The sequence below is a fragment of the Mesorhizobium sp. M1A.T.Ca.IN.004.03.1.1 genome (genome assembly GCF_003997555.1).
In the GTDB taxonomy this organism is placed as follows: domain Bacteria; phylum Pseudomonadota; class Alphaproteobacteria; order Rhizobiales; family Rhizobiaceae; genus Mesorhizobium.
In genome coordinates, this window is sequence record NZ_RZTV01000001.1 from 1196116 (window position 1) to 1217549 (window position 21434).

General features: G+C 64.7%; 21 protein-coding genes and 1 pseudogene. 11 read left to right on the top strand and 11 right to left on the bottom strand.

The annotated features are described in order from the left end of the window. The 3 genes and pseudogenes from EOD29_RS05660 to EOD29_RS05670 all read right to left on the bottom strand — a co-directional run bounded on the left by EOD29_RS05660 (position 1) and on the right by EOD29_RS05670 (position 2793). On the bottom strand, positions 1 to 459 hold the full coding sequence (locus EOD29_RS05660) for a hypothetical protein (RefSeq protein ID WP_164763692.1): 459 nt from the start codon (positions 457 to 459) through the stop codon (positions 1 to 3). Between the two features lie 63 nt (positions 460 to 522). Beyond that, positions 523 to 1546: pseudogene (locus tag EOD29_RS05665) on the bottom strand (zinc-binding dehydrogenase). A 5-nt stretch (positions 1547 to 1551) separates the two neighbouring features. Then, positions 1552 to 2793 carry an acyl-CoA dehydrogenase family protein gene (locus tag EOD29_RS05670; protein ID WP_127246102.1) on the bottom strand — a complete coding sequence of 414 codons (1242 nt, stop codon included), beginning with the start codon at positions 2791 to 2793 and terminating at the stop codon, positions 1552 to 1554. 114 nt (positions 2794 to 2907) lie between these two features. On the opposite strand from EOD29_RS05670, the gene EOD29_RS05675 reads away from it, so the two are divergent. The 5 genes from EOD29_RS05675 (at position 2908) to EOD29_RS05695 (ending at position 6627) form a co-directional block, all read left to right on the top strand. Then, positions 2908 to 3723: an SDR family oxidoreductase gene (locus tag EOD29_RS05675; protein ID WP_095823444.1), complete on the top strand. Its 816-nt coding sequence runs from the start codon at positions 2908 to 2910 to the stop codon at positions 3721 to 3723. A gap of 44 nt (positions 3724 to 3767) precedes the next feature. Further along, entirely contained in the window at positions 3768 to 4253 is a 486-nt protein-coding gene (locus EOD29_RS05680; RefSeq protein ID WP_277816115.1) for a MaoC family dehydratase, read from the top strand. Beyond that, complete coding sequence (locus EOD29_RS05685) at positions 4250 to 5287, top strand: phosphotransferase (RefSeq protein ID WP_127246103.1); 1038 nt, start codon at positions 4250 to 4252, stop codon at positions 5285 to 5287. Before EOD29_RS05680 ends, EOD29_RS05685 begins: the two co-directional genes overlap by 4 nt. Positions 5288 to 5585: 298 nt before the next feature. Further along, a complete protein-coding gene (locus EOD29_RS05690; RefSeq protein ID WP_095800510.1) occupies positions 5586 to 6230 on the top strand; it encodes a TetR/AcrR family transcriptional regulator in 645 nt (214 codons plus the stop codon). Positions 6231 to 6390: 160 nt separating this feature from the next. After that, positions 6391 to 6627 (top strand): DUF680 domain-containing protein, encoded by a 237-nt coding sequence (locus EOD29_RS05695; protein WP_095800511.1) that lies wholly within the window; start codon positions 6391 to 6393, stop codon positions 6625 to 6627. A gap of 85 nt (positions 6628 to 6712) precedes the next feature. Here the strand turns inward: EOD29_RS05695 and EOD29_RS05700 are convergent, their stop codons facing one another. From EOD29_RS05700 to EOD29_RS05720, 5 genes are all read right to left on the bottom strand, one after another. Further along, on the bottom strand, positions 6713 to 6931 hold the full coding sequence (locus EOD29_RS05700; protein WP_067325802.1) for a hypothetical protein: 219 nt from the start codon (positions 6929 to 6931) through the stop codon (positions 6713 to 6715). 84 nt (positions 6932 to 7015) lie between these two features. After that, positions 7016 to 7600, bottom strand: coding sequence for a sarcosine oxidase subunit gamma (locus EOD29_RS05705; RefSeq protein ID WP_067325799.1), 585 nt, complete (start codon positions 7598 to 7600; stop codon positions 7016 to 7018). Next, positions 7593 to 10601 carry a sarcosine oxidase subunit alpha gene (locus tag EOD29_RS05710; RefSeq protein ID WP_127246104.1) on the bottom strand — a complete coding sequence of 1003 codons (3009 nt, stop codon included), beginning with the start codon at positions 10599 to 10601 and terminating at the stop codon, positions 7593 to 7595. The genes EOD29_RS05705 and EOD29_RS05710 overlap by 8 nt, the downstream gene beginning before the upstream one ends. Beyond that, on the bottom strand, positions 10598 to 10894 hold the full coding sequence (locus EOD29_RS05715; RefSeq protein WP_067325793.1) for a sarcosine oxidase subunit delta: 297 nt from the start codon (positions 10892 to 10894) through the stop codon (positions 10598 to 10600). Before EOD29_RS05715 ends, EOD29_RS05710 begins: the two co-directional genes overlap by 4 nt. Before the next feature lie 85 nt (positions 10895 to 10979). Next, positions 10980 to 12233 (bottom strand): sarcosine oxidase subunit beta, encoded by a 1254-nt coding sequence (locus EOD29_RS05720; RefSeq protein WP_067002609.1) that lies wholly within the window; start codon positions 12231 to 12233, stop codon positions 10980 to 10982. Positions 12234 to 12486: 253 nt separating this feature from the next. On the opposite strand from EOD29_RS05720, the gene EOD29_RS05725 reads away from it, so the two are divergent. The 6 genes from EOD29_RS05725 (at position 12487) to EOD29_RS05750 (ending at position 17478) form a co-directional block, all read left to right on the top strand. Further along, a complete protein-coding gene (locus tag EOD29_RS05725) occupies positions 12487 to 13245 on the top strand; it encodes an SDR family oxidoreductase (protein ID WP_127246105.1) in 759 nt (252 codons plus the stop codon). A 98-nt stretch (positions 13246 to 13343) separates the two neighbouring features. Continuing rightward, positions 13344 to 13730, top strand: a complete 387-nt coding sequence (locus EOD29_RS05730) for an SET domain-containing protein-lysine N-methyltransferase (RefSeq protein ID WP_095781084.1) — start codon at positions 13344 to 13346, stop codon at positions 13728 to 13730. 177 nt (positions 13731 to 13907) lie between these two features. Further along, positions 13908 to 14171: a 30S ribosomal protein S21 gene (gene rpsU / locus EOD29_RS05735; protein WP_040969057.1), complete on the top strand. Its 264-nt coding sequence runs from the start codon at positions 13908 to 13910 to the stop codon at positions 14169 to 14171. 136 nt (positions 14172 to 14307) lie between these two features. Beyond that, complete coding sequence (locus tag EOD29_RS05740; protein ID WP_067002613.1) at positions 14308 to 15159, top strand: tetratricopeptide repeat protein; 852 nt, start codon at positions 14308 to 14310, stop codon at positions 15157 to 15159. A gap of 194 nt (positions 15160 to 15353) precedes the next feature. Beyond that, complete coding sequence (locus tag EOD29_RS05745) at positions 15354 to 15830, top strand: DUF992 domain-containing protein (RefSeq protein WP_067002615.1); 477 nt, start codon at positions 15354 to 15356, stop codon at positions 15828 to 15830. Positions 15831 to 16050: 220 nt separating this feature from the next. Continuing rightward, positions 16051 to 17478: an MFS transporter gene (locus EOD29_RS05750; RefSeq protein WP_127246159.1), complete on the top strand. Its 1428-nt coding sequence runs from the start codon at positions 16051 to 16053 to the stop codon at positions 17476 to 17478. On the opposite strand, the gene coaBC is transcribed toward EOD29_RS05750, so the two are convergent. From coaBC to ubiE, 3 genes are all read right to left on the bottom strand, one after another. Continuing rightward, positions 17475 to 18947: a bifunctional phosphopantothenoylcysteine decarboxylase/phosphopantothenate--cysteine ligase CoaBC gene (gene coaBC, locus EOD29_RS05755; RefSeq protein ID WP_206520450.1), complete on the bottom strand. Its 1473-nt coding sequence runs from the start codon at positions 18945 to 18947 to the stop codon at positions 17475 to 17477. The two genes, EOD29_RS05750 and coaBC, sit on opposite strands and share 4 nt — an antisense overlap. Positions 18948 to 19020: 73 nt before the next feature. Continuing rightward, positions 19021 to 20595 carry a 2-polyprenylphenol 6-hydroxylase gene (ubiB, locus tag EOD29_RS05760; protein WP_127246106.1) on the bottom strand — a complete coding sequence of 525 codons (1575 nt, stop codon included), beginning with the start codon at positions 20593 to 20595 and terminating at the stop codon, positions 19021 to 19023. A gap of 13 nt (positions 20596 to 20608) precedes the next feature. Next, positions 20609 to 21385, bottom strand: a complete 777-nt coding sequence (ubiE, locus tag EOD29_RS05765) for a bifunctional demethylmenaquinone methyltransferase/2-methoxy-6-polyprenyl-1,4-benzoquinol methylase UbiE (RefSeq protein ID WP_127246107.1) — start codon at positions 21383 to 21385, stop codon at positions 20609 to 20611. Positions 21386 to 21434 lie beyond the last annotated feature (49 nt).

Here is a 21434-nt window from a genome sequence, read left to right on the forward strand (position 1 = left end):
CTACTTGCCGGTGAATTCGGGCAGCCGAATGTATGGATTGCGCTGATCGTAGGAATATCTTGGCTCGCCTTTGCCTGACGAAACGGCACCCGGTATGAGCACTCCTTTCGGCCCAAACTGATAATCGATGCCGGCACAAAGATGGGCGAGCGTTTCATAGTCGAAGTTGCGCAATTCGCTGCCGGCTGCGAATGCAGCCGCTTTCAATGCATCCGACGAAAGCGAGCCGAGCATGCTATCGCGATAGGCCCTGACCTTGGCCTTGCTGAGCCGCGATGACTGGCATTCAGAGCCGACGACGCGCGCCAGCATGATATTTCTAATTGCGGTTGATGCTGGATCATTCAAAGAGGCCGAATATTTATTGAGAAAATAGTTCGTACCCGGATCATTGGTCATCGACTTGCGCCAAATGGGCGGGAACTTGTCGGCGGCCTCGGCACTAAATGTACCTGCCATTGACACCAGGACGAATCCGACAAACCACCGTAGCCTCATAGACGCGACCTCGAGTTATTTTGATCAGGGCTTAACAAACACCTTGCCGTTCGGCTTGGCCAGCTCGTCCGGCAGCCTGGCAATGGCCTCGTCCAGCGGGACCACCGCCGTCACATCCGTCGACCAGCGCCCGTCGGAAAACCTCTTCTGCGCCTCCAGCACCGCCGGGCCGAGCCGGTCGCGGAACTGCCGCATCCATTCGGCCAGCCAGAAGCCTTCGATGCGCTTGTGCTGGAAGATCAGTTGGCCGGGCTCGCGGATGACTGTCGGCTCGGCGTCGAGCCTTCCATAGACGATCCAGCGCGAGCGCTTCGGCATGGCTATGAAAATGGCCGAGGCGAGCGGTCCGGTCACTGCGTCCAGGAAGATGCGGGGCTGCTCCGCCTTCATCACCTCGCGCAGCGCGGCCTCGAAATCCGCCGCCTGCTCGTTGAGCGCATGGGCGGCGCCCAGCTCTTTCAGCAGCGGGATCTGCTCGTCGCGGCGCACGGTGACGATCGGCCGAAAACCCTCCTCTTTCGCCAGCCCGATGATCAGCTTGCAGAGCTGGCTGGCGCCGGCAGTCATGATGAAAGCCTTCTCACCCTCCTGCTTGACGATGTCGAACATGGCTAAGGCGGTCAGCGGATTGACGATCATCGCCGCGGCGTCCTCGTCGCGCACCGTGTCGAGCAGTGGAATACAGGAAGCCGCCTCGGCGACCGCGTATTCTGCCCAGGCGCCCCAGTTCGACACGCCGGTGGCGAAGGCGACGCGCTTGCCCGCAAGGCTTTTTGCGTATGGATCGTCGCCAGTCGAGGCCACGATTCCGACGCCCTCAAATCCGGCCGGCCGGCCCTGCACACGGGGCTGGCCGTATTGCCCTGTGATGAAGGCGATATCGGACGGGTTGATTGAGGCGAGACTGACCTTGATCAGCGCTTGTGTCGGACCAGGCGCCGGCACGGCGATGCTGCCGGGCTTCAAGTAAGGCTCCATCGCCTCCGGCAGTTTTGCTGTAGCCGTCGCCGACAAGCAGCAAGCCTCGCATTTCCGATGGAAGCGTCATGGCGGTCAGATCTTCTCCTGGGTGTATTTCCTGAGCTCGGCGCGCGCCACCTGCCGCCGGTGCACGGCGTCCGGCCCGTCGGCCAATCGCAGAGTTCTCAGATGCGTCCACGAGCGGGCGAGCGGCGTGTCCTGGCTGATGCCTTGCGCGCCGAACATCTGCACCGCCTCGTCGGTGACCTTGAGCGCGACGCGCGGCGCTACCACCTTGATCTGGCTGATCCAAGGGGCCGCAGCGCGTGCATCGCCCTGGTCGATCATCCAAGCTGCCTTCAGACACAGGAGCCTCGCCATCTCGATCTCCATGCGGCATTCGGCGACGATGTCGAAATTGGCGCCGAGCTTTGCCAGCGATTGGCCGAACGCCTCGCGCCGCACCGAACGCTGGCACAGCATCTCCAGCGCCATCTCGGCCTGGCCGATCGCACGCATGCAATGATGGATGCGGCCTGGCCCAAGCCGTCCCTGCGCGATCTCGAAGCCCCTGCCCTCGCCGAGGATCAGGTTCGCCGCCGGCACCCGCACATCCTTGAACCTCAGATGCATATGGCCATGCGGCGCGTCGTCGTCGCCATAGACCTGCATAGGCCGGAGCTTGGTGATCCCCTCGCTCTCCGCCGGCACCAGGATCATCGAATGCCGGCGATGCTGCGGCTCCTCGTCCGAGCCGGTCCTCACCATGACGATATAGATGGCGCAGCGCGGATCGCCGGCCCCGGACGCCCACCATTTCTCGCCGTTAAGCACATAGTCGTCGCCCTGCCGCTCGCAGCGCATCGAAATATTGGTGGCATCGGATGAGGCGACGTCCGGCTCGGTCATCAGATAGGCCGAGCGGATCTTCCCTTCGAGCAGCGGCTCCAGCCATTGCCGCCTGTGCTCTTCCGAGCCGTAGCGCTCCAGCACTTCCATATTGCCGGTATCGGGCGCCGAGCAGTTGAAGGTCTCTGCGCCGAGATGCGCCTTGCCCATCTCCTCCGCCAGATAGGCATATTCGACCGTCGACAGGCCGTAGCCGCGCTTGGAATCGGTCAGCCAGAAGTTCCACAGCCCGCGCTCCCGCGCCGTCTTCTTCAGTCCTTCGAGGATTTCAGTCTGCCTGGCCGTGTAAGTCCAGCGGTCACCGTTTCTGCCGACCTCGGCGAGAAACTCCTCGCCGAGCGGTGCGATCTCGTCGCGCACCATCGCGGCCACGCGCTGATGGATCGGCTTCAGCCGCTCGGTCATGCCGAGGTTCATGTCCGCCATCGGTTCCGACCCTTTCGCTTCTTTATCCGTGGCAAGGATGACCGTACTTCGGCTAGCCCTGTCAACGCGAGTCCTTCGGTTCCGGCTGGGACGAGGCGCGCGGGAGGAATTAGGATGAGCTATCTCGACAAGCTGTTCTCGGTCGTCGGCAAGACCGCGCTTGTGACCGGTGCCGCAACAGGCATCGGCCGCATGGTGGCGACCGGACTGGTGCAGGCCGGCGCCACTGTGATGATCGCCTCGCGCAAGGGCGAGGACTGTGTGCGGGTCGCCGACGAAATCAACGCTCAGGGCGGCTCCGGTCGGACCGAGGGGTTTGCCGGCGACGTGTCCAGCGAAGCGGGCATCGCCGCGCTGGTTGCCGAGGTGAAGGTCCGAACGGACCGGCTGCACATCCTGGTCAACAATGCCGGCATTTCCTGGGGCGCGCCGCTCGCAGAGTTTCCCTACCACGCCTGGACGAAGGTGTTGGGCGTCAACGTCACCGCCGTCTTCCACCTGACGCGCGAGCTCTTGCCGCTGCTCGATGCTGCAGCAAGCGACGATGACCCGGCCCGCGTGATCAATCTGGGCTCGGTGATGGGCACGCAGCCGCTGGCCGACGACGCCTATTCCTACACCGCCTCCAAGGCTGCGGTGCATCACCTGACGCGCACGCTGGCGATCGAATTCGCCGCCCGCCGCATCACCGTCAACGCCTTTGCGCCCGGTCCCTTCCAGAGTCGGATGACGGCCTTTGCCACCGCCACGGAGGAGCAGGCGAAACGTGTCGGCAGCCATGTTCCGCTCGGCCGCATCGGCGTGGCGGATGACATTGCCGGCGCAACGCTCTATTTGTGCAGCCGTGCCGGAAGCTATGTCACCGGCGCCATCCTGCCGATCGACGGCGGCCAGTCGGTGCAGCACGGGATGACATTGTTCAAGGAGTAGGACGCCCGGTTCAAGCAATCGCGATCGGGCGGGGTGCGGAGGACATCAGCGTGGAACCGATCAGTCTCGATACGCTTCTGGCCAGCGTCGGCAAGGAAGTCGGCGTGTCGCCCTGGCGCACGGTGACGCAGCGCATGATCGATCAGTTCGCCGACGCCACCGACGATCACCAGTTCATCCATTGCGATCCGGAACGGGCCGCGCGCGAGACGCCGTTCGGCGGCACCATCGCGCACGGCTTCCTGTCGCTGTCGCTGCTGTCGGCCATGACCTTCGAGACCATGCCGCCGATCGAAAACACCAAGATGGGCGTCAATCACGGCTTCGACACGCTGCGCTTCCTGGCGCCGGTGAAGACCGGCTCGCGCATCCGCACCCATTTCGTGCTGGCCGACGTCAAGGTGCGGCCTTCCGGATGGGTGCAGACGGCGCACGACGTCACCATCGAGATCGAAGGATCGAAGAAGCCGGCGCTCACCGCGCGCTGGCTGACCCTGACGCTGATCGAGCGCCAGCCCGAGACCGCATGAGCGGCGACGCCAACGCGCTCGACCAAGCAGCGCTTGCGCCTTATCTCGAAGCGCATGTGCCTGGTTTTTCCAAGCTTTGCGCGGCCGAAAAATTCAAGTCCGGACAGTCGAACCCGACCTATCTGCTGACCGCCGCCAGCGGCCGCTACGTGCTGCGCGCCAAGCCGTCGGGGCAGTTGCTGAAATCGGCACATCAGGTCGACCGCGAATTCCGGGTCATGCAGGCGCTGAGCACGACCTCCGTGCCGGTGCCGCGCATGCTCCATCTTTCAGGCGAGATGACGCCGATCGGCCGCATGTTCTACGTCATGGAGTTCCTCGACGGGCGCATCTTCTGGGATCCGTCGCTGCCGGATGCATCCGGCAATGACGAGCGTGCCGCGATCTACGACGCCATGAATGCGACCCTCGCCGCCCTGCACCAAGTCGATGTCGAGGCTGTGGGCTTAGGCGATTTCGGCAAGCCCGGCAGCTATTTCCAGCGCCAGTTCGCGCGCTGGACAAGTCAGTACCGCGCCTCCGAAACCGAAAGCATAGCCGCTATGGATCGGCTGATGACCTGGCTGGAGACGCATATGCCGGCCGATGACGGCCGGGTCTCGCTGGTGCATGGCGACTACCGATTGGACAATATGATTTTCGCCAAGGACGAGCCGAAGGTCATCGCCGTGCTCGACTGGGAACTGTCGACGCTTGGCCATCCTTTTGCCGACCTCGCCTATCAATGCATGCAATGGCGGCTGCCGCATGCGTCGGGCTTTCGCGGCCTAGACGGCATCGACCGCGCCTCGATCGGCCTGCCGTCCGAGGAGGCCTATGTCGCCGCCTATTGCCGCCGGCGCGGCATCGACGGCATCGGCAACTGGACCTTCTTCCTCGCCTTCTCCTTCTTCCGCCTGGCGGCGATCTGCCAGGGTGTCTACCGCCGCGCGCTGGACGGCAATGCCTCCAACCCGGAAAAGGCCAGGACCTATGGCGAGGCGGTGAAGCTGCTCGCCGCGCTGGCGGTGGAACTGATTGACAAGAAAAGTTGAGGGAGCCAAGCCACGGGCCGTTTCGATGGAGCGACCGTGCTGATCACCGGTGCGACAGGCGGTCTCGGCAGCGGCGCGGCCAAAGCCTTCGCCACTGAGGGCTCGCAGCCATGCGCAGGCGCTGGACGGCGGCATTAGCGCGATCTAGTTCGGAAAAAGTGGGTAGCGGCTTTGCTGTTCGGAATTAAGTAGGAACAAAGCGTTAGGGCGTATCTTGGGGAACCAGGCCGCTCCCTTGTCCGTTTCCGTACAGCGTATATAATTTTGTCAGGCAACCAACCATAAAGGCAGGCGGAAATTGCCGCTGAGCGTTCAGAAACGCCGCGAGAAACAGAAAGCCGAGCTTCGTTCCGAACTGGTCGACGCAGCTCACAAGCTTGTGCAGGAAGAGGGCTACGAAGGGCTTACCATTCGCAAGCTTGCCAAGCGGGTCGGCTACGCGCCGATGTCGGTCTATTCCTATTTTGCCGATAAGCAGGACATCCTGTTCGCGCTCGCCGAGGACGCGTTCGAAACGCTTGCCCGCCGCATCGAGGAGCACCCGGCAGACGATCCCGTTGAGGCGCTGCGGGCTGTGATGACCGAGTATGCCGCCTTCGGGCTCGGCAATCCCAATGAATACCGCACCGTCTTCATGACAGAGAAGACCCGGCTGCCGGAAGGCCGGAGCTACGAGGACATGGAACAGGGCAATCCGGCGATGAAGGTGCTGATCAAAAGGGTCGAGGCCTGCGTCGCAGCCGGCAAGCTCAAAGGCGACCCTCGCGCCATAGCCACCATGCTGTGGACCGTTGGCCACGGCACGATCTCGCTGCTGATCACCTTTCCCTTCTATCCGTTCGGCGACCCCCAGGCCTATGTGAAGCGGATGTGCGACTTCATGCTGGCCTCGTTGTCGGCGCAGGACATACCCCCGCTCACCGAAACACCGGTCAACTGCTGACCGGCTTCGCCGGCTTGACACAACGCCGGTCGCTTGATTTGCGACGCCGGTTACTCGGTTCAAGCTAATTTGTCGTACGCGTACAAATTCCCTCTTGAATTCAGCCTCCATTAACCGTATATGTACGTTGTGTCGTACATGTACGATTGGAGACGGAAAGATGAAAAAGACAATCCTCGCGCTCGCTGCCTTGCTGGCTTTCTCGGGCGCCGCTTTCGCTGGCGGGAGCCAGCCGGCCAAGCACGCCCCTGCGGCCTGCACCCAGGCTCACACCAATCAGGCGCTCGACTGCGCCGCGACCGGCTCGGTGGAAAAGCCCGATGCCGCCAACACTCAGACGACCAACGGCCCGCGGCTCGGTATCGACGTGAACCCTTGGTTCGTGCCGGGCCTCTAATCAGCGCCAAATCGCAAACGAAACCGGCGGCGCTTGGCCGCCCGTTTTCGTTTCGCCTGAAGCCCGATTTGACTGCGGCGGCGCTCTACTTCTTGTGCGACTTCATTCCAGGCAAGGTCTTGGCCCTGCCAGGCTTTGCCGGCCCGCCGGGGATGGTGGTGCTGGTAATCGACACCGGATCGCTGGCCGGGAAGGTGTCCTCGAGGCCTTCCTCGAGCTCTTCTTCCTCGATCTCGCGATCCCGCTCCAGCGAACGGACCGCCTCTGACTTCTTGGGCGACTTCGGCGCAGACTTGGACGGCATCGGCAGTCTCCTCGCAAGCCGCAGAAACGGCCCGGACCGGTGAAGGCTCCCCGAGGCCGGCCCTTCGGACCGGTTGGCGCAGGATCAGTTCGCCGCGTCGCTCGCCGCTTCCGACAGCAAAGTAAATACATAGTCCGAGAAGGAACGCCAGCATTCCACCCGGAACGTGTCTTCAGCGGTACGCAGCAGCACGATCTCGGACTTGCCGAGAATGGTGCGCGATGCTGCCCCGACCGGGAAGGCCTCGAGCGACAGGTCCTGTGGGCAACCGGAACTGACCGTCACCGCGGCCGCCGGCCCGGCAACCGAGATCGCCACATTGCGATGCGAGATGCCGACCGCGGAGTGCAGCGCCGAAACCTTGGCGCAGTCGGCCAGCGGATCGTTGCCGGCATCGTCGATGACCAGCCATTCGTCCGGCCCGAGCCATAAGGCGGTGCGCCCGCCTTTCGCCGCCGAGGTCTTCGGCTTCGACGGCAGCGTCACGCCGAGCGCCTTGGAGAGCGCGGCGACGGAAGCTTCGGGCGCGCGCAGCGAGATGCGTTCGGCCGGCGGTAGGATCTCGACCTTGACGCCCGGCGCCGACACCGCGCGCCCGGCAAGTGCCGGACGCCGTTCGGCGGCAGCTGAAGCGTCGGCGGCTTTTGTCTTGGCGGTAGCCTTAGCCATTGAGGCGCTCCCCCTTTTCGTCGACGAACACCATGCCGGTGACCTCCACCTCGATCGTGCCGTTCGGCATCGGCACATAGAGCGTCTGGCCCATGCGATCACGGCCGCCGGCGACCAGCGCCAGCGCGATCGAGCGCCCGCAGTTCTCCGACCAGTAGCTGGAGGTGACGTGGCCGATCATCTTCATCGGGATCGCCTGTTTCGGATCCTCGACGATCTGCGCGCCTTCTTCCAACACGACCTTCGGATCCTTGGCCTTCAGGCCGACCAGTTGCTTGCGGCCCTTGGCGACGAGATCCGCGCGCATCATGCCGCGGATGCCGACGAAGTCGGTCTTCTTCTTGCCGACCGCCCAGTCGAGACCGGCATCGTTCGGCGTCACCGTGCCGTCCGTATCCTGGCCGACGATGATGTAGCCCTTTTCGGCGCGCAGCACGTGCATTGTTTCGGTGCCGTAAGCGGTCGCGCCATGCTTCTGGCCTTCGGCCCACAGCGCTTCCCACACCGCTTCGCCATAGTCGGCCGGCACGTTGACCTCGAAGCCGCGCTCGCCGGTGAAAGACATGCGGAACAGCCGCGTCGGCACGCCGCAGATCTTGCCTTCTCGCACCGACATATGCGGCAGTGCCTCGTCCGACATGTCGATGCCTTCGACCAAAGGCTCGATGATTTTCCGCGCGCTCGGCCCCTGCACGGCGATCACCGCCCATTGCTCGGTAATCGAGGTCAGCCAGACATTGAGATGCGGGAACTCGGTCTGGAGATAATCCTCCATGTGATGCATGACACGCGGCGCGCCGCCGGTGGTCGTCGTCACATGGAAGCGGTCCGGCGCCAGCCTGCCGACGACGCCGTCATCATAGATGAAGCCGTCCTCGCGCAGCATGATGCCGTAGCGGCAGCGGCCGGGCTCCAGCTTCTCCCACGGGTTGGTGTAGAGCAGTTCCATGAACTTCGCCGCATCCGGCCCGACCACCTCGATCTTGCCGAGCGTGGAGGCGTCGAACAGGCCGGCCGCTTTGCGCACCGTCACGCATTCGCGGTTGACGGCGGCGTGCATGTCCTCGCCGGCTTTCGGGAAATACCAGGCGCGCTTCCACTGGCCGACATCCTCGAACACGGCACCTTGGGCGGCCGCCCAGCCATGCGTCGCCGTGCGGCGCGTCGGGTCGAACAGCGCGCCACGCGCATGGCCGACGATCGAGCCGAAGGTGACCGGGGTATAGGGCGCGCGGAACGTGGTGAGACCGACCTGCGGGATCGGCTTGCCGAGCGTCTCGGCGGCGATCGCCAGGCCGTGCATGTTCGACGTCTTACCCTGGTCGGTCGCCATGCCGTTGGTGGTGAAGCGCTTGACGTGCTCGATCGAGTGCATGCCCTCATGCACCGCCTGGCGAATGTCCTTGGCGGTGACATCGTTCTGAAAATCGACGAAGGCCTTGACCGTGGTGCCCGGCCCGGCGCCGGGCGCAGCGCCAAGCATGCCGCGTGACCAGCTTTCACTGGCATCGACCTTTGGCTTGGCGCCCTTGCCCATCTTGCCGCTGGAATCCTTGCCGCCGGCGTCCCTTGCCGCCTGGGCGCCTGCCGCATAGGCCTCGTCGACCGTTGCCTCCAGACCGTCCGTGCCGTTGCAGGCGCCGACCGAGACGCAGTCCTGCGCATAGGTCCCCGGCACGAAGCGTCGCGCCTCCTCGTTGAAGGCGACTTTGCCGCGCGACTGCGAGAACAGATGCACCGACGGCGTCCAGCCGGCGGACATCAGGATGGCGTCGACCGCGATCCTGCGCTCGCCGCCGCCGTTCTTCGGCTGCACCGTCATCGACGATACGCGCAGCTTGCCGCCGGCGCTAACCACAGCGCGACCGAAATTGATCTCGATGCCGAGGCTCCTCGCTTCGTCGATCACCGCCCCCGACGGGTTGTCGCGCAGGTCGACGATGGCAGCGACATTGACGCCGGCCTTCCTCAGGTCGATCGCGGCCGCGTAGGCCGAGTCGTTTGCCGTATAGACGCCGACATTCCTACCGACCGCCACGCCATAGTGGTTGAGGTAGGTGCGCGCCGCCGATGCCAGCATGACGCCCGGCCGGTCGTTGTTGGCGAACACCATGTGCCGCTCGATGGCGCCGGTCGCGAGCACGACCCGCTTGGCGCGAACCTGCCACAGGCGCTCGCGCGCCAGCTCCCGGCCGGGGCTCTTGAGATGGTCGCTGACCCGCTCGACCAGGCCGACGAAGTTCTGCGCGTAGTACCCGAAAGCTGTCGTGCGCGACAGCACTCGGACATTGTCCATCGCCTTGAGTTTGGCGATCGCGGCTTGTGCCCAGGCAAAGCCGTCCTCGCCATCGATCCTGGCGCCGCTCTCGAAGCGCAGGCTGCCGCCGAATTCGGCCTGCTCGTCGGCGAGGATCACCCGCACGCCGGTTTCGGCTGCGGCAAGCGCCGCAGTGATGCCGGCCGCACCGCCGCCCAGCACCAGCACGTCGCAATGCGCGTAGCGCGCCGCATAATGGTCGGGATCCGGCCGGTCGGGGGAAACGCCAAGGCCGGCCGTCGCGCGGATCTTCGGCTCATAGAAGTTCAACCAGGCCGACTTCGGCCACATGAAGGTCTTGTAGTAGAAGCCGGCCGAGAACATCGGCGAGGCAATGTCGTTGACCGCGCCGACATCGAAGGCGAGCGAGGGCCAGCGGTTCTGCGAATTGGCGGTGAGCCCGTCATAGAGCTCCTGCACGGTCGCCCGCACATTCGGCGTCTTGCGCGCGTCGTCGCGCACGATCTGCACCAGCGCGTTGGGTTCTTCCGCGCCGGCCGAGAGGAAGCCGCGCGGCCGGTGGTACTTGAAGGAGCGGCCGACGAGATGCACGCCGTTGGCGAGCAGCGCCGAGGCCAGCGTGTCGCCCTCGATCCCGATATACTGCTTGCCGTCGAAGCTGAACGAGGCGGTCTTCGCCTGGCTGAGACGCCCGGCGCCGGAAATGCGGAAGGCGGCGTTCATTTCGAGGCTCCAGGCAGCTTCGCAGGCTTCGGCTCGCCGGCCTTGTAGGTCATGACGAACTTGTCGGTCACGGTGTCGCGCACGGCGTTGAAAAAGCGCGCGCAGCCATGGATGTGCCGCCAGCGCTCATAGATCACGCCCTTGGGGTTCGAGCGGATGAAGAAGAATTTCTCGAAATCGTCGTCGCTCTCGGCGGCAATGTTGGTCGGGCGCGCGATATGCGCCTCGCCGGCATTGCGGAACTCGAGTTCCGGGCGCTCTTCCTCGCAATAGGGACAGCGGATGAGAAGCATCTAGGTTGATCCTACAATTCGCCATGGCTGACGCGGGCGCCGGCCGGTTGATCGCAAAGCTTCTGGCAGGCCATCTCGGCCATCATCAATGCGCCACCGCCGCCGCCGCCGCTTCGTCGATGAGACGGCCGGTGCGGAAGCGCTCGAGCGTGAAGGGCGCGTTGATCGGGTGCGGGTCGTCCCTGGCGATGGTGTGGGCAAAGACGTTGCCCGAACCTGGCGTCGCCTTGAAGCCGCCCGTGCCCCAGCCGCAATTGACATAGAGGCCCTTGACCGGCGTCTTAGCCAGGATCGGCGAGCGGTCGGGGGTCACATCGACGATGCCGCCCCAGGAGCGCAGCATCTTCATGCGGGTGAAGATCGGGAACATTTCGCAGATGGCGTCGAGCGTGTGCTGCAGGATGTGCAGGCCGCCGGTTTGCGAATAGGAGATATACTGGTCGGTGCCGGCGCCGATGACCAGCTCGCCCTTGTCCGACTGCGAGATATAGGCGTGCACCGTGTTCGACATGATGACGCATGGCACCACCGGCTTGACCGGCTCCGAGACCAGCGCCTGCAACGGATAACTCTCCAACGGCATGCGCACGCCGGCCATATCCATGATGACCGACGAATGGCCGGCAGCGACGACGCCGACCTTCTTCGCGCCGATGAAGCCGCGCGTCGTCTCGACGCCGGTGACCGCGCCGTTGGCCGCGCGCTTGACGCCGGTGACCTCGCAGTTCTGGATGATGTGCACGCCGCGCGCCGAGGCGCCGCGCGCATAACCCCAGGCGACCGCATCGTGGCGCGCCGTGCCGCCGCGGCGCTGCAGCGCGGCACCCATGACCGGATAGCGCGCCTCCTTGGAAATGTTGAGCGGCGGACAGAACTCCTTCGCCTGTTCCGGCGTCAGCCACTCATTGTCGATGCCGTTGAGGCGGTTGGCATGGATGTGGCGCTTGAACACCTGGACGTCATGCACATTGTGCGCGAGCATCATGACGCCGCGCGCCGAATACATGACGTTGTAGTTGAGCTCCTGGCTCAGTCCGTCCCACAATTTCAGCGCATGGTCGTAGATGCCGGCGCTTTCGTCATAGAGATAGTTGGAGCGGATGATGGTGGTGTTGCGGCCGGTGTTGCCGCCCCCGAGCCAGCCCTTTTCCAGCACCGCGACATTGGTGATGCCGTGCTCGGTCGCCAGATAATAGGCGGTGGCCAGGCCGTGGCCGCCGGCGCCGACGATGATGACGTCATATTCCTTCTTCGGCTCGGGTGAGGTCCATTGCTCTTCCCAGCCCTTGTGGCCGCGCATCGCCTCGCGGGCAATGGCGAATACGGAGTATTTCTTCACGTTCAGCCTCGCGCCAAAAATCGCGGATCTCGGCCGGGCATTCCCCGGCGCGCGTGGTGTATCACTAGCGAAAGCGTGCAGTCACCCTTGCGCTGTTTGCGACGGCGCTTGCCGTTTTGCGCCGCGGCTGCGCGGCGCATGCCCGACAACTTGCATTCCGATCGGCAAGTCAGCTTTCGGGTGGCTGCCGAAATGCCGATTTGCGACCAAGCATCCCACCACCGGCTGGACCGGCATAGAGAAAGGATGAGAAATGTTCGCACTCACCGAAAAGGTCGCCATCGTCACCGGCGCCAGCTCCGGCATCGGCCGCGCTACGGCCAGTCTGTTCGCCGAGCAGGGCGCCAGTGTCGTCGTCGCGGCGCGCCGCCGGGCCGAGCTCGATGCACTCGTCAGCGAAATCGAGACGGCCGGTGGAACCGCAATTGCACTCGCCGGCGATGTCCGGGACGAAGCCTATGCCAGAGCTCTGGTCGAGCTTGCGGTCGAAAGGTTCGGCGGCCTCGACATTGCCTTCAACAATGCGGGCGCCGTCGGCTTGATGGCGCCGGTACCGGAGATGGCGCCGGCGACTTGGCACGACACGATCGACACCAATTTGACCAGCGCCTTCCTCGCCGCCAGGCACCAGATCCCGGCGATGCTGGAGCGCGGGGGCGGCTCGCTGATCTTCACCTCGAGCTTCGTCGGCTATACCGCCGGCATGCCGGGCATGGCCGCCTATGCCGCCGCCAAGGCGGGGCTGATCGGGCTGACGCAGGTGCTGGCCGCCGAATACGGCCCGAAAGGGCTGCGCGTCAACGCGCTGCTGCCCGGCGGCACCGACACGCCCGCAGCGACGTTCAAGACGCCGGAGTCGCGAACATTCGTCGAAAACCTGCATGCCTTGAAGCGTGTGGCCCGGCCCGAGGAGATCGCCCGCTCAGCGCTCTACCTTGCCTCGGACGCCTCAAGCTTCACCACCGGCGCGGCGCTGTTTGCCGATGGTGGCGTCTCGATCAATCGGACGTGACGTCGGCAGCCATGCTCATCCGCTGAAATAGCGCGACGGGGCCTTGCATTCCGGTCCGTTTTGACGATTTGGTTTCCCGTCGAAAACGGACCGGAACGATGCTGCTGATCAGAACCTATGTCGCTCAGAGCGCTATCGAAGGCGTCGGTGTTTTCGCCGCCGAGCCGGTCAGGAAAGGCGCCTCCATCTGGCGGCTCGATCCCGATTTCGACCGGCTGATCCCGATGGAGAAATACGAGAAGGCGCCGCCGCATCTCAAGGAATTGCTCGACCGCTACGCCTATCCGAGCCCGGACAAGCCGGGTTTCATGGTATATGAGGTCGACAATGGCCGCTTCATGAACCATTCCGAGCGGCCGAACACGGATTTCTCCCAATACGGTGGCGCCACAGCGACCCGGGATATCGCGGCCGGCGAGGAAATCACTTGCGACTATGGCGAATTCTTTGAGGATTTCGCCCGTCTGCATCTGGCGACCGCCTAAGGCTCAGACCGGCAAGGCACGGCGCTCGGGCTTCCGATCGTGGTTTCCTGCAATCAACGGTGGACAGCACGGCCTGATTCTGCTATCAGCCGGCACAATTCGCGGTGCAGGTCACTGCGGAGGCATGCGGCTATGGGCTGCTTGCCTGAGATTTCAAACCCGAAGACAGGATTACACGTGCAGGTACTCGTCCGCGACAACAACGTTGATCAGGCGCTTCGCGCGCTGAAGAAGAAGATGCAGCGCGAAGGTATTTTCCGCGAAATGAAGATGCGCGGTCACTACGAAAAGCCGTCCGAGAAGCGTGCCCGCGAGAAGGCGGAAGCCGTCCGCCGCGCCCGCAAGCTGGCCCGTAAGCGCGCCCAGCGCGAAGGCCTGCTGCCGATGACCCCGCGCCCGGCTCCGGCTGGTGCTGCCGGCGCATCGCGTTCGCCGCGCTGATACCGTCAATTTTTCGTCCTTTTCGAAGGATACCGAGGGTGGCGCGATGCGGAATCGCCGCCACCTTTTTGTTTATGCGTTCGAGCCGGTTCGGAGAGGGAACGGACCTGACGGCGCGGCGCCAGTGAGGACTGAGATGAACGCAATTACCGTGGAGCGCAGAACCGCTTTTCGCGGCTTCGCCCTGACGGCGGCCCTGCTTTCGGGCCTGACCCTTGCAGCATGCCAGACGGCCCCGACGGGGGAGTTCAACAATATCGACAAGGCGCAAGGCTCGACCGAGAACATCTCCTCGCTGTCGGCTGTCATCCAGCGCAATCCTCAGGATCCCGAGGGTTACAATGTGCGCGGCTCGGCCTATGGCCGCGGCGGCCAGTACCAGGCGGCGCTCAAAGATTTCGACACCGCCATCCAGCTCAATCCGAACTTCTATCAGGCCTATTCGAACCGGGCGCTCATCCAGCGTTTCCTCGGCAACCAGCAAGCAGCGCTTGCCGACTATAACCGCTCGATCCAAATCAACGCCAACTACGACGCCGCCTACATCGGCCGCGGCAATCTTTATCGCAAGGCCGGCCGCGTCAACGACGCCTTCAACGATTTCCAGAAGGCGATCCAACTCGACACGACCGACGCCCGCGCCTACCACAATCGCGGCCTGATCTATCAGAGCCAGGGCCAGCACAAGTTCGCCATCGAGGATTTCTCGACCGCCATCTCGCTGGCGCCGGACGCAGCCGAGCCCTACAACGGCCGCGGCCTGTCCTATCTGGCCATGAATGACGAGGACAACGCCTTCGCCGACTTCAACATGGCCATCAAGCTCGACGGCAAGAACGCCGAGGCCTGGGCCAACCAGGCGCTGATCTACGAGCGACGCGGCGACAAGGAAAGGGCGGCCAAGTCCTACCGCGAGGCTGTCCACCTCGACCCGAACTACCAACCCGCCAAGGACGGCCTGTCGCGCACCTCGGCCGGCGCCAGCTGATCGGAAGCTAAGGCCGCCCGGGGGTCCGGTCGCCCGCGATGGGTCTATTGCGGCGCTGACACGCCGATGTGGCCGTTAGTCTAGTCGCCAACGGCGATGTGTTGGCTCGCCATGCTCGCGCCAAGTTTTGGGCGGAACGCTCCTCGCACCTCGACCGTTTAACCGGGGCCGTTTGTTGCGAAAGGACCTTTCCGATGATCAAGACACTTGCCTGTGCCGCCGCCGCGCTTGCCGCCACGGTCCTCGCTTCTCCGGTCAGCGCCGGCACGCTCCGGCTCGGCACGCTCGATTGCACCATCGACGGAGGCACCGGTTACGTCATCACCTCCAACAAGGGCGTGTCCTGCGTGTTCCGCCCCTATCATCACGGCCCGGCCGAGCTATACACGGGCATGATCTCCAAGCTCGGCGTCGATATCGGCCGGACGCATCAAGGTCAGCTTGTCTGGGCGGTTCTCGCCGCCACCCGCCACCATGACGCAGGCGATCTCGCCGGCAGCTATTACGGCGTCAACGCGGAGGCGAGCGTCGTGACCGGTGGCGGCGCCAATCTTTTGGTCGGCGGCCTCGACGGCGCCTTCATGCTCGAGCCGCTGAGCGTCCAGGCGCAGACCGGCGTCAACCTCGCTGTTGCCGTGGCTTCGCTGGACCTCGTCCACTCCTATAAGTGAAATTTCAATTCAATTAGCACCGATACGGCCCGGGACGCTCGTTCCCGGGCCGAATTTTTAGCGCGCTTGCTCGCTGACATCGCCGAAAAGCCTCTTGAGCTCAACTGCGCTTGAGGTTCTACAAGCCCTGCCGAACTGGATCTGGCGCTTCGTTCGCAATGTGGATGAGGTTGCGGAAAACAAGCGGGAGATCGACGTGACGGCAGCAGGCGGCGGCAAGGTGGCCGGCAACAAGGTGGACTGGCGAGCACTGTGGGCAAGCGGCGACCTGGCACGTTTCTGCTTTGTCAGTCTCGGCATCCTGCTGCATGCCACCAACGAGACCATGGTGGCGACGGTGATGCCGGCCATGGTCGGCGAGTTGGCCGGCGTGCAGCTCGTTGGCTGGTCGCTGGCGATCTATGAGCTCGGCGCCATCGTCGCGGGTGCGGCCGCCGGGCGGCTGGTGAGCTATGTCGCGCTGCGCTCCAACATGATGATCGCTGCCCTGCTCTACGCGGCAGGCGCGCTGATCTGCGCGACGGCACCCTCCATGCCGTTCTTCCTCGCCGGGCGGCTGGTCGAGGGACTTGGCGGCGGCGCGCTGGTGTCGCTCGCCTTCGTTTCGGTCGAGCGTCTCTTTCCGCGCAACATCTGGCCGCAGCTCTTCGGCATCATGTCGGCGATCTGGGGCGTCGCCGCCTCCAGCGGACCGATGCTCGGCGCTGTTATGACCGAGTTCCTGTCGTGGCGCTGGGCCTTTGGCGTCTTCACTTTCGGCGGCGCGGCGATGGCGCTGGCGAGCTTTATCGTGCTGGACACGCCGGAGGCGACGAGGCCGCAGGCGGGCAGCGGCACGGCGCCGCCCTTTCCCTATCCGGCGCTTGCCTGTCTCGCCATCGCCGTCGTGCTGATCGCTGCCGCCGGCATCGACATCGCCCTGCTGCGCTCGTCGCTGCTGCTGGCCCTCGGGCTGATCGGCCTGGCGCTTTTCTTCCGCATCGATGCCCGCAGGCCGCGCTCGCGCCTGTTTCCGGCACCTTTGTTCTCATGGCGCTCGCCGCTTGGCTCAGGCATGACGATGGTTGCGGCCTTCTCGGTAGCGACCTGCACGTTCACCATTTACGGGCCGCTGCTGCTCACCACGCTGCACGGCATCCCAATCCTGACCACCGGCTATATCATCGCTGCCGAATCCATCGCCTGGTCGATCCTGTCGATCCTCATCGCCAATGCGCCGCTGGAGCGCGAAAGACTGATCATCGTCGTCGGCGCGCTGATGATCGCCTCCGGTCTTGCCGGTTTCGCCTACGCCATCCCCGCAGGTTCGATCCCGCTGATCCTGCTCTGCGCTCTGCTGCAGGGCGGCGGCTTCGGCGTCTGCTGGCCGTTCCTGACGCGCGTCATCGTCGCTTCGGCCCGCGACGGCGAGCAGACGATCGCTTCCGCCGCCGTGCCGACCATGCAGCGGATCGGCTACGCGGTGGGCGCGGCCCTTGCCGGCATTGTGGCCAACGCCAGCGGCTTCTCGCAAGGCCTCAATCGTGACGCGGCTGCAGGCGTGGCCGGCTGGCTCTTCCTCGCCTTCGTGCCGCTTGGGATCCTCGGCTGCATCGCCGCGCTGCGGATCGCGCTGCCGCCAATGCGACCGCAGGCAGCGGCCAGCTAAACCACTGTCGTTTTCAGCCGCTCGGCAATCGATGCGGCGAGCCGTGTCGCCACCTCGTCCTTGCCCATCTCCGGCCACTCCTCGACGCCCGTGCGCGAGACGATGCGCACCTTGTTGCGATCGCCGCCCATCACGCCGGAAGGGCCGATGCCGCTCCCATGCGAGACGTCGTTCGCGACGATGAGATCGGCGCCCTTCTTCCTGAGCTTGGCCTCGGCGTTGCCGATGAGGTCCTGCGTCTCGGCGGCAAAGCCGACGACAAGACCGGGCCTCTGCGCATGATGACCGACGCCCGCCAGGATGTCGGGATTCTCGACCATCTTGAGCGACGGCGGGCCCTTCCCTGCCACCTTCTTGATCTTTTCACCGGCGGCATTCGCGGTGCGCCAGTCGGCGACGGCCGCGACGAAAACAGCCGCGTCCGCCGGCAGAAGGTTCTCGACCGCTTCCTTCATCTCGGCCGCTGTTTCCACATGCGTGGTCTTCACCCCGGCCGGATCGGCGATGTTGACCGGACCGGACACGAGCCGGACATCGGCGCCGAGCTTCGCCAGTGCCGCCGCGATCGCATGGCCCTGCTTGCCGGACGAACGGTTGGCGATGTAGCGCACCGGATCGATCGGCTCATGCGTCGGCCCCGAGGTGACGATGATCTTGCGGCCCGCAAGCGGCTGCGGCTTCTCGTCGAGCATCGCCTCGATCGCGGCCACGATTTCCAGCGGCTCGGCCATGCGGCCTTCGCCCGCCTCGTTGCTTTCCGCCATCTCGCCCTTGGCCGGCCCGACAAAGGCGATGCCATCCTTCTGCAGGGTCGCCCGGTTGCGCCGCGTCGCCGGATGCGACCACATCTTCGGATTCATCGCCGGCGCCATCAGCACTTTCTTGTCGGTCGCAAGCAGCACCGTCGAGGCAAGATCATTGGCATGGCCGTTGGCGAGCTTCGCCATCAGGTCGGCGGTGGCCGGCGCCACGACCAGCAGATCTGCCTCGCGCGACAGCCTTATGTGGCCGACATCGTGCTCGTCATTGCGGTCGAAGAGTTCGGTGAAAACATGATCGGCCGAAAGCGCGCCGACGGACAGCGTGGTGACGAATTCCTGCGCGGCTGATGTCATTACCACCCGGACAGAAGCGCCGCGCTCGCGCAGGCGCCGGATCAGGTCGAGCGATTTATAGGCGGCGATGCCGCCGCCGATGACGAGAAGGACGCGTTTGCCGGAGAGCGTTCCGCGAACTGATGGCCTGCCGGGCATGTCGGCGATAGGCGGTGCTTGCTGGCCGGGGCCGGTCAGCGCGCGCAACGTCTTCTCGATCTGGTCGATGCGGTCGGCCTGTCCTGCCCGGCCCTCAACCGCCGCCCTGATCATCGCCCGGGCCTGCTCCTCCATCGAGCAGCCATTTTCGGCAGCCAATTGGCGCAGCAGGTCCTTAACTCCATCGTCAAGGTTGCGGATCGTGATGCTGGCCATCTGATTGCACCCGCTTCAAACTAGCGCCGGCAATGATAGCAATGCAATCAAACCGCAGCAAGGCGGCGGGCGGTCAGAAAATCCGCCACGCGATGTAAATCAGCGTCAGCGCAATGATCCACAGCGCCACGCGGCCGAAGCGGGTGTAGTGCGCCTCCGCCTTGCCGATCGCGCGCGCGGTCGCCTCGTCGAAGCGCAGGCCGTGCTCCGCCATCAGGTCGATCTCACGCGACAGCCGCTCGGTGCGAACCGCAATGTCCGGCGCCTGCCTCGCCAGCGAGATCAAGGCCTTGCCGGCGTCCCGCGCGTCCGAGAGCACGCCGCGCGGGCCGAGATTGCCCGCGATCCAGTCACTGACCACCGGCTCCGAAGTCTTCCACATGTTGAACGCCGGATCGAGCGTGCGGGCCACGCCTTCGACCACCACCATGGTCTTTTGCAAAAGCACCAGCTCGGTCCGCGTCGCCATGTCGAAGAGGTCGGTGACCTCGAACAGCAGCGTCAGAAGCTTGGCCATCGAGATCGTGTCGGCCGACTGGCCGTGGATCGGCTCGCCGATGGCGCGGATCGCCTGCGCGAAGGCCGAGACATTGTGCTGACGCGGCACATAGCCGGCCTCGAAATGCACCTCGGCGACGCGCCGGTAGTCGCGCACGATGAAGCCGTAGAGGATCTCGGCCAGAAAACGCCGCTCCTTCTTGCCGAGCCTGCCGGCGATGCCGAGATCGACGGCAACGATGGTGCCGTCCGGTTCGACGAACAGGTTGCCCGGATGCATGTCGGCATGGAAGAAGCCGTCGCGCAGCGTGTGCCTGAGGAAGGACTGGACGAGATTGGCTGCGATCGCCTTGAGATCGTGACCGGCGGCAGCAAGGCCGGTCAGATCGTTCATCTTGACGCCGTCGATCCACTCCATGGTGATCACGTCGCGGCCGGTCCGCTCCCAATCGACCGCCGGCACGCGGAAGCCCGGATCATCCTTGGTGTTCTCAGCGAGCTCGGAAAACGCGGCCGCTTCGAGCCGCATGTCCATCTCGACCTTGGTGGTCTGCGCCAGCGTCTGGGTCACCTCGATCGGCCGCAGGCGGCGCGAGGAGGGGATGTACTTCTCCTGCAGGCGGGCGGCGAGGAAGTAGCTCTCGAGATCCTGGAAGAAGCGATGGCGCACGCCGGGGCGGATGACCTTCACCGCGACCCGTGAAGCCTTTCCGTCGCGAACGACTTCGGCGCCGTGCACCTGGGCGATCGATGCCGCCGCGACCGGCTCGCCGAAGGTTGCGTAGAGATCCTCGATCCTGCGCCCGAGCGAGGCTTCGATCGCCGCGACCGCTTCCGCCCTCGGAAAGGTGTGCATCTTGTCCTGCAGCAGCGCAAGGTCGACCGCCATGTCGTTGCCGACGACGTCGGGCCGCGTGGCGAGGAACTGGCCGAGCTTCACATAGGATGGCCCCAGCCGCACCACCGCCTGCGCCAGCCGGTCGCCGCGCAGATGGCTTCGGGCGCGGCGGCGAGTGAGCACGCGCGCCAGCCGCCAGCCGAGCTTCGGCATACCGGAAAGCTCTTCGCCGGGCAGCGCCGCGACGACGCCCTCGCGGACCAGCACCCAGCCGGCCCTGGCGAGCCGGAAGCCGGCGCCAACGCTGGTCATCGGACGCCCTGCCTCAAAGCTTCCAGCCCGAATGGAGCGCCGCGATGCCCCCCGAATAGTTGCGGAAAGTGACCCGATCGAAGCCGGCCCGACCAATCATCGCGGCGAAGTTCTGCTGGTTGGGGAACTTGCGGATCGATTCGACCAGATAGGAATAGGGCTCGTCGTCGCCGGTCACCGCCCTGCCGATTTTGGGGATGGCGTTGAACGACCAAGCCTCGTAGGCCTTGTCGAGCAGCGGCATGTCGACCTCGGAAAACTCCAGGCATAGGAAGCGCCCGCCGCGCTTCAGCACACGAAAAGCGTCGCTCAGTGCCACATCGATGCGCGGCACGTTGCGGATGCCGAACGCGATCGTATACGCATCGAACGTGCCGTCCTCGAACGGCAGCGCTTCGGCATTGGCCTCGACGAAATCGGTGTTTTCCGAGAGGCCTTTCTTTTCGGCCCTGTCGCGGCCGACGTCGAGCATCGAGCCGTTGATGTCGAGCACCGTGGCATGCGCATGGCGCTGGCTTGCCTCGATGATGCGAAAGGCGATGTCGCCGGTGCCGCCGGCGACGTCGAGCACCTTCCAGCCCGGCCGCTTCGGGGGGTTGAGCCACGCGACCATCGCGTCCTTCCACAGCCGGTGCAACCCACCCGACATCAGATCGTTCATCAGGTCGTATCGATTGGCCACCTTGTGAAAGACGTCATTGACGAGCGACTGCTTGTCGCCCTCGCCAACCTTCCTGAAACCATAGGAGGTTTCCATGCCGCCCGCGGCCGTGGTTCTCTCAACTGACATTATTTCGATCCGCCATAAAACCGGCGGGACCATAGCCGATCGATGGGGC

Excerpts from the sequence above, each read along its gene's own strand:
- EOD29_RS05730 (WP_095781084.1), top strand. The coding sequence starts at position 13,344 with ATGCTGCTGATCAGAACCTATGTCGCTCAGAGCGCTATCGAAGGCGTC.
- EOD29_RS05725 (WP_127246105.1), top strand. The coding sequence starts at position 12,487 with ATGTTCGCACTCACCGAAAAGGTCGCCATCGTCACCGGCGCCAGCTCC.
- EOD29_RS05715 (WP_067325793.1), bottom strand. The coding sequence starts at position 10,894 with ATGCTTCTCATCCGCTGTCCCTATTGCGAGGAAGAGCGCCCGGAACTC.
- EOD29_RS05670 (WP_127246102.1), bottom strand. The coding sequence starts at position 2,793 with ATGGCGGACATGAACCTCGGCATGACCGAGCGGCTGAAGCCGATCCAT.
- ubiB (WP_127246106.1), bottom strand. The coding sequence starts at position 20,595 with ATGACCAGCGTTGGCGCCGGCTTCCGGCTCGCCAGGGCCGGCTGGGTG.
- EOD29_RS05740 (WP_067002613.1), top strand. The coding sequence starts at position 14,308 with ATGAACGCAATTACCGTGGAGCGCAGAACCGCTTTTCGCGGCTTCGCC.
- EOD29_RS05695 (WP_095800511.1), top strand. The coding sequence starts at position 6,391 with ATGAAAAAGACAATCCTCGCGCTCGCTGCCTTGCTGGCTTTCTCGGGC.
- EOD29_RS05675 (WP_095823444.1), top strand. The coding sequence starts at position 2,908 with ATGAGCTATCTCGACAAGCTGTTCTCGGTCGTCGGCAAGACCGCGCTT.
- EOD29_RS05745 (WP_067002615.1), top strand. The coding sequence starts at position 15,354 with ATGATCAAGACACTTGCCTGTGCCGCCGCCGCGCTTGCCGCCACGGTC.
- EOD29_RS05705 (WP_067325799.1), bottom strand. The coding sequence starts at position 7,600 with ATGGCTAAGGCTACCGCCAAGACAAAAGCCGCCGACGCTTCAGCTGCC.
- EOD29_RS05660 (WP_164763692.1), bottom strand. The coding sequence starts at position 459 with ATGGCAGGTACATTTAGTGCCGAGGCCGCCGACAAGTTCCCGCCCATT.
- EOD29_RS05700 (WP_067325802.1), bottom strand. The coding sequence starts at position 6,931 with ATGCCGTCCAAGTCTGCGCCGAAGTCGCCCAAGAAGTCAGAGGCGGTC.
- ubiE (WP_127246107.1), bottom strand. The coding sequence starts at position 21,385 with ATGTCAGTTGAGAGAACCACGGCCGCGGGCGGCATGGAAACCTCCTAT.
- EOD29_RS05685 (WP_127246103.1), top strand. The coding sequence starts at position 4,250 with ATGAGCGGCGACGCCAACGCGCTCGACCAAGCAGCGCTTGCGCCTTAT.
- coaBC (WP_206520450.1), bottom strand. The coding sequence starts at position 18,947 with ATGGCCAGCATCACGATCCGCAACCTTGACGATGGAGTTAAGGACCTG.
- EOD29_RS05710 (WP_127246104.1), bottom strand. The coding sequence starts at position 10,601 with ATGAACGCCGCCTTCCGCATTTCCGGCGCCGGGCGTCTCAGCCAGGCG.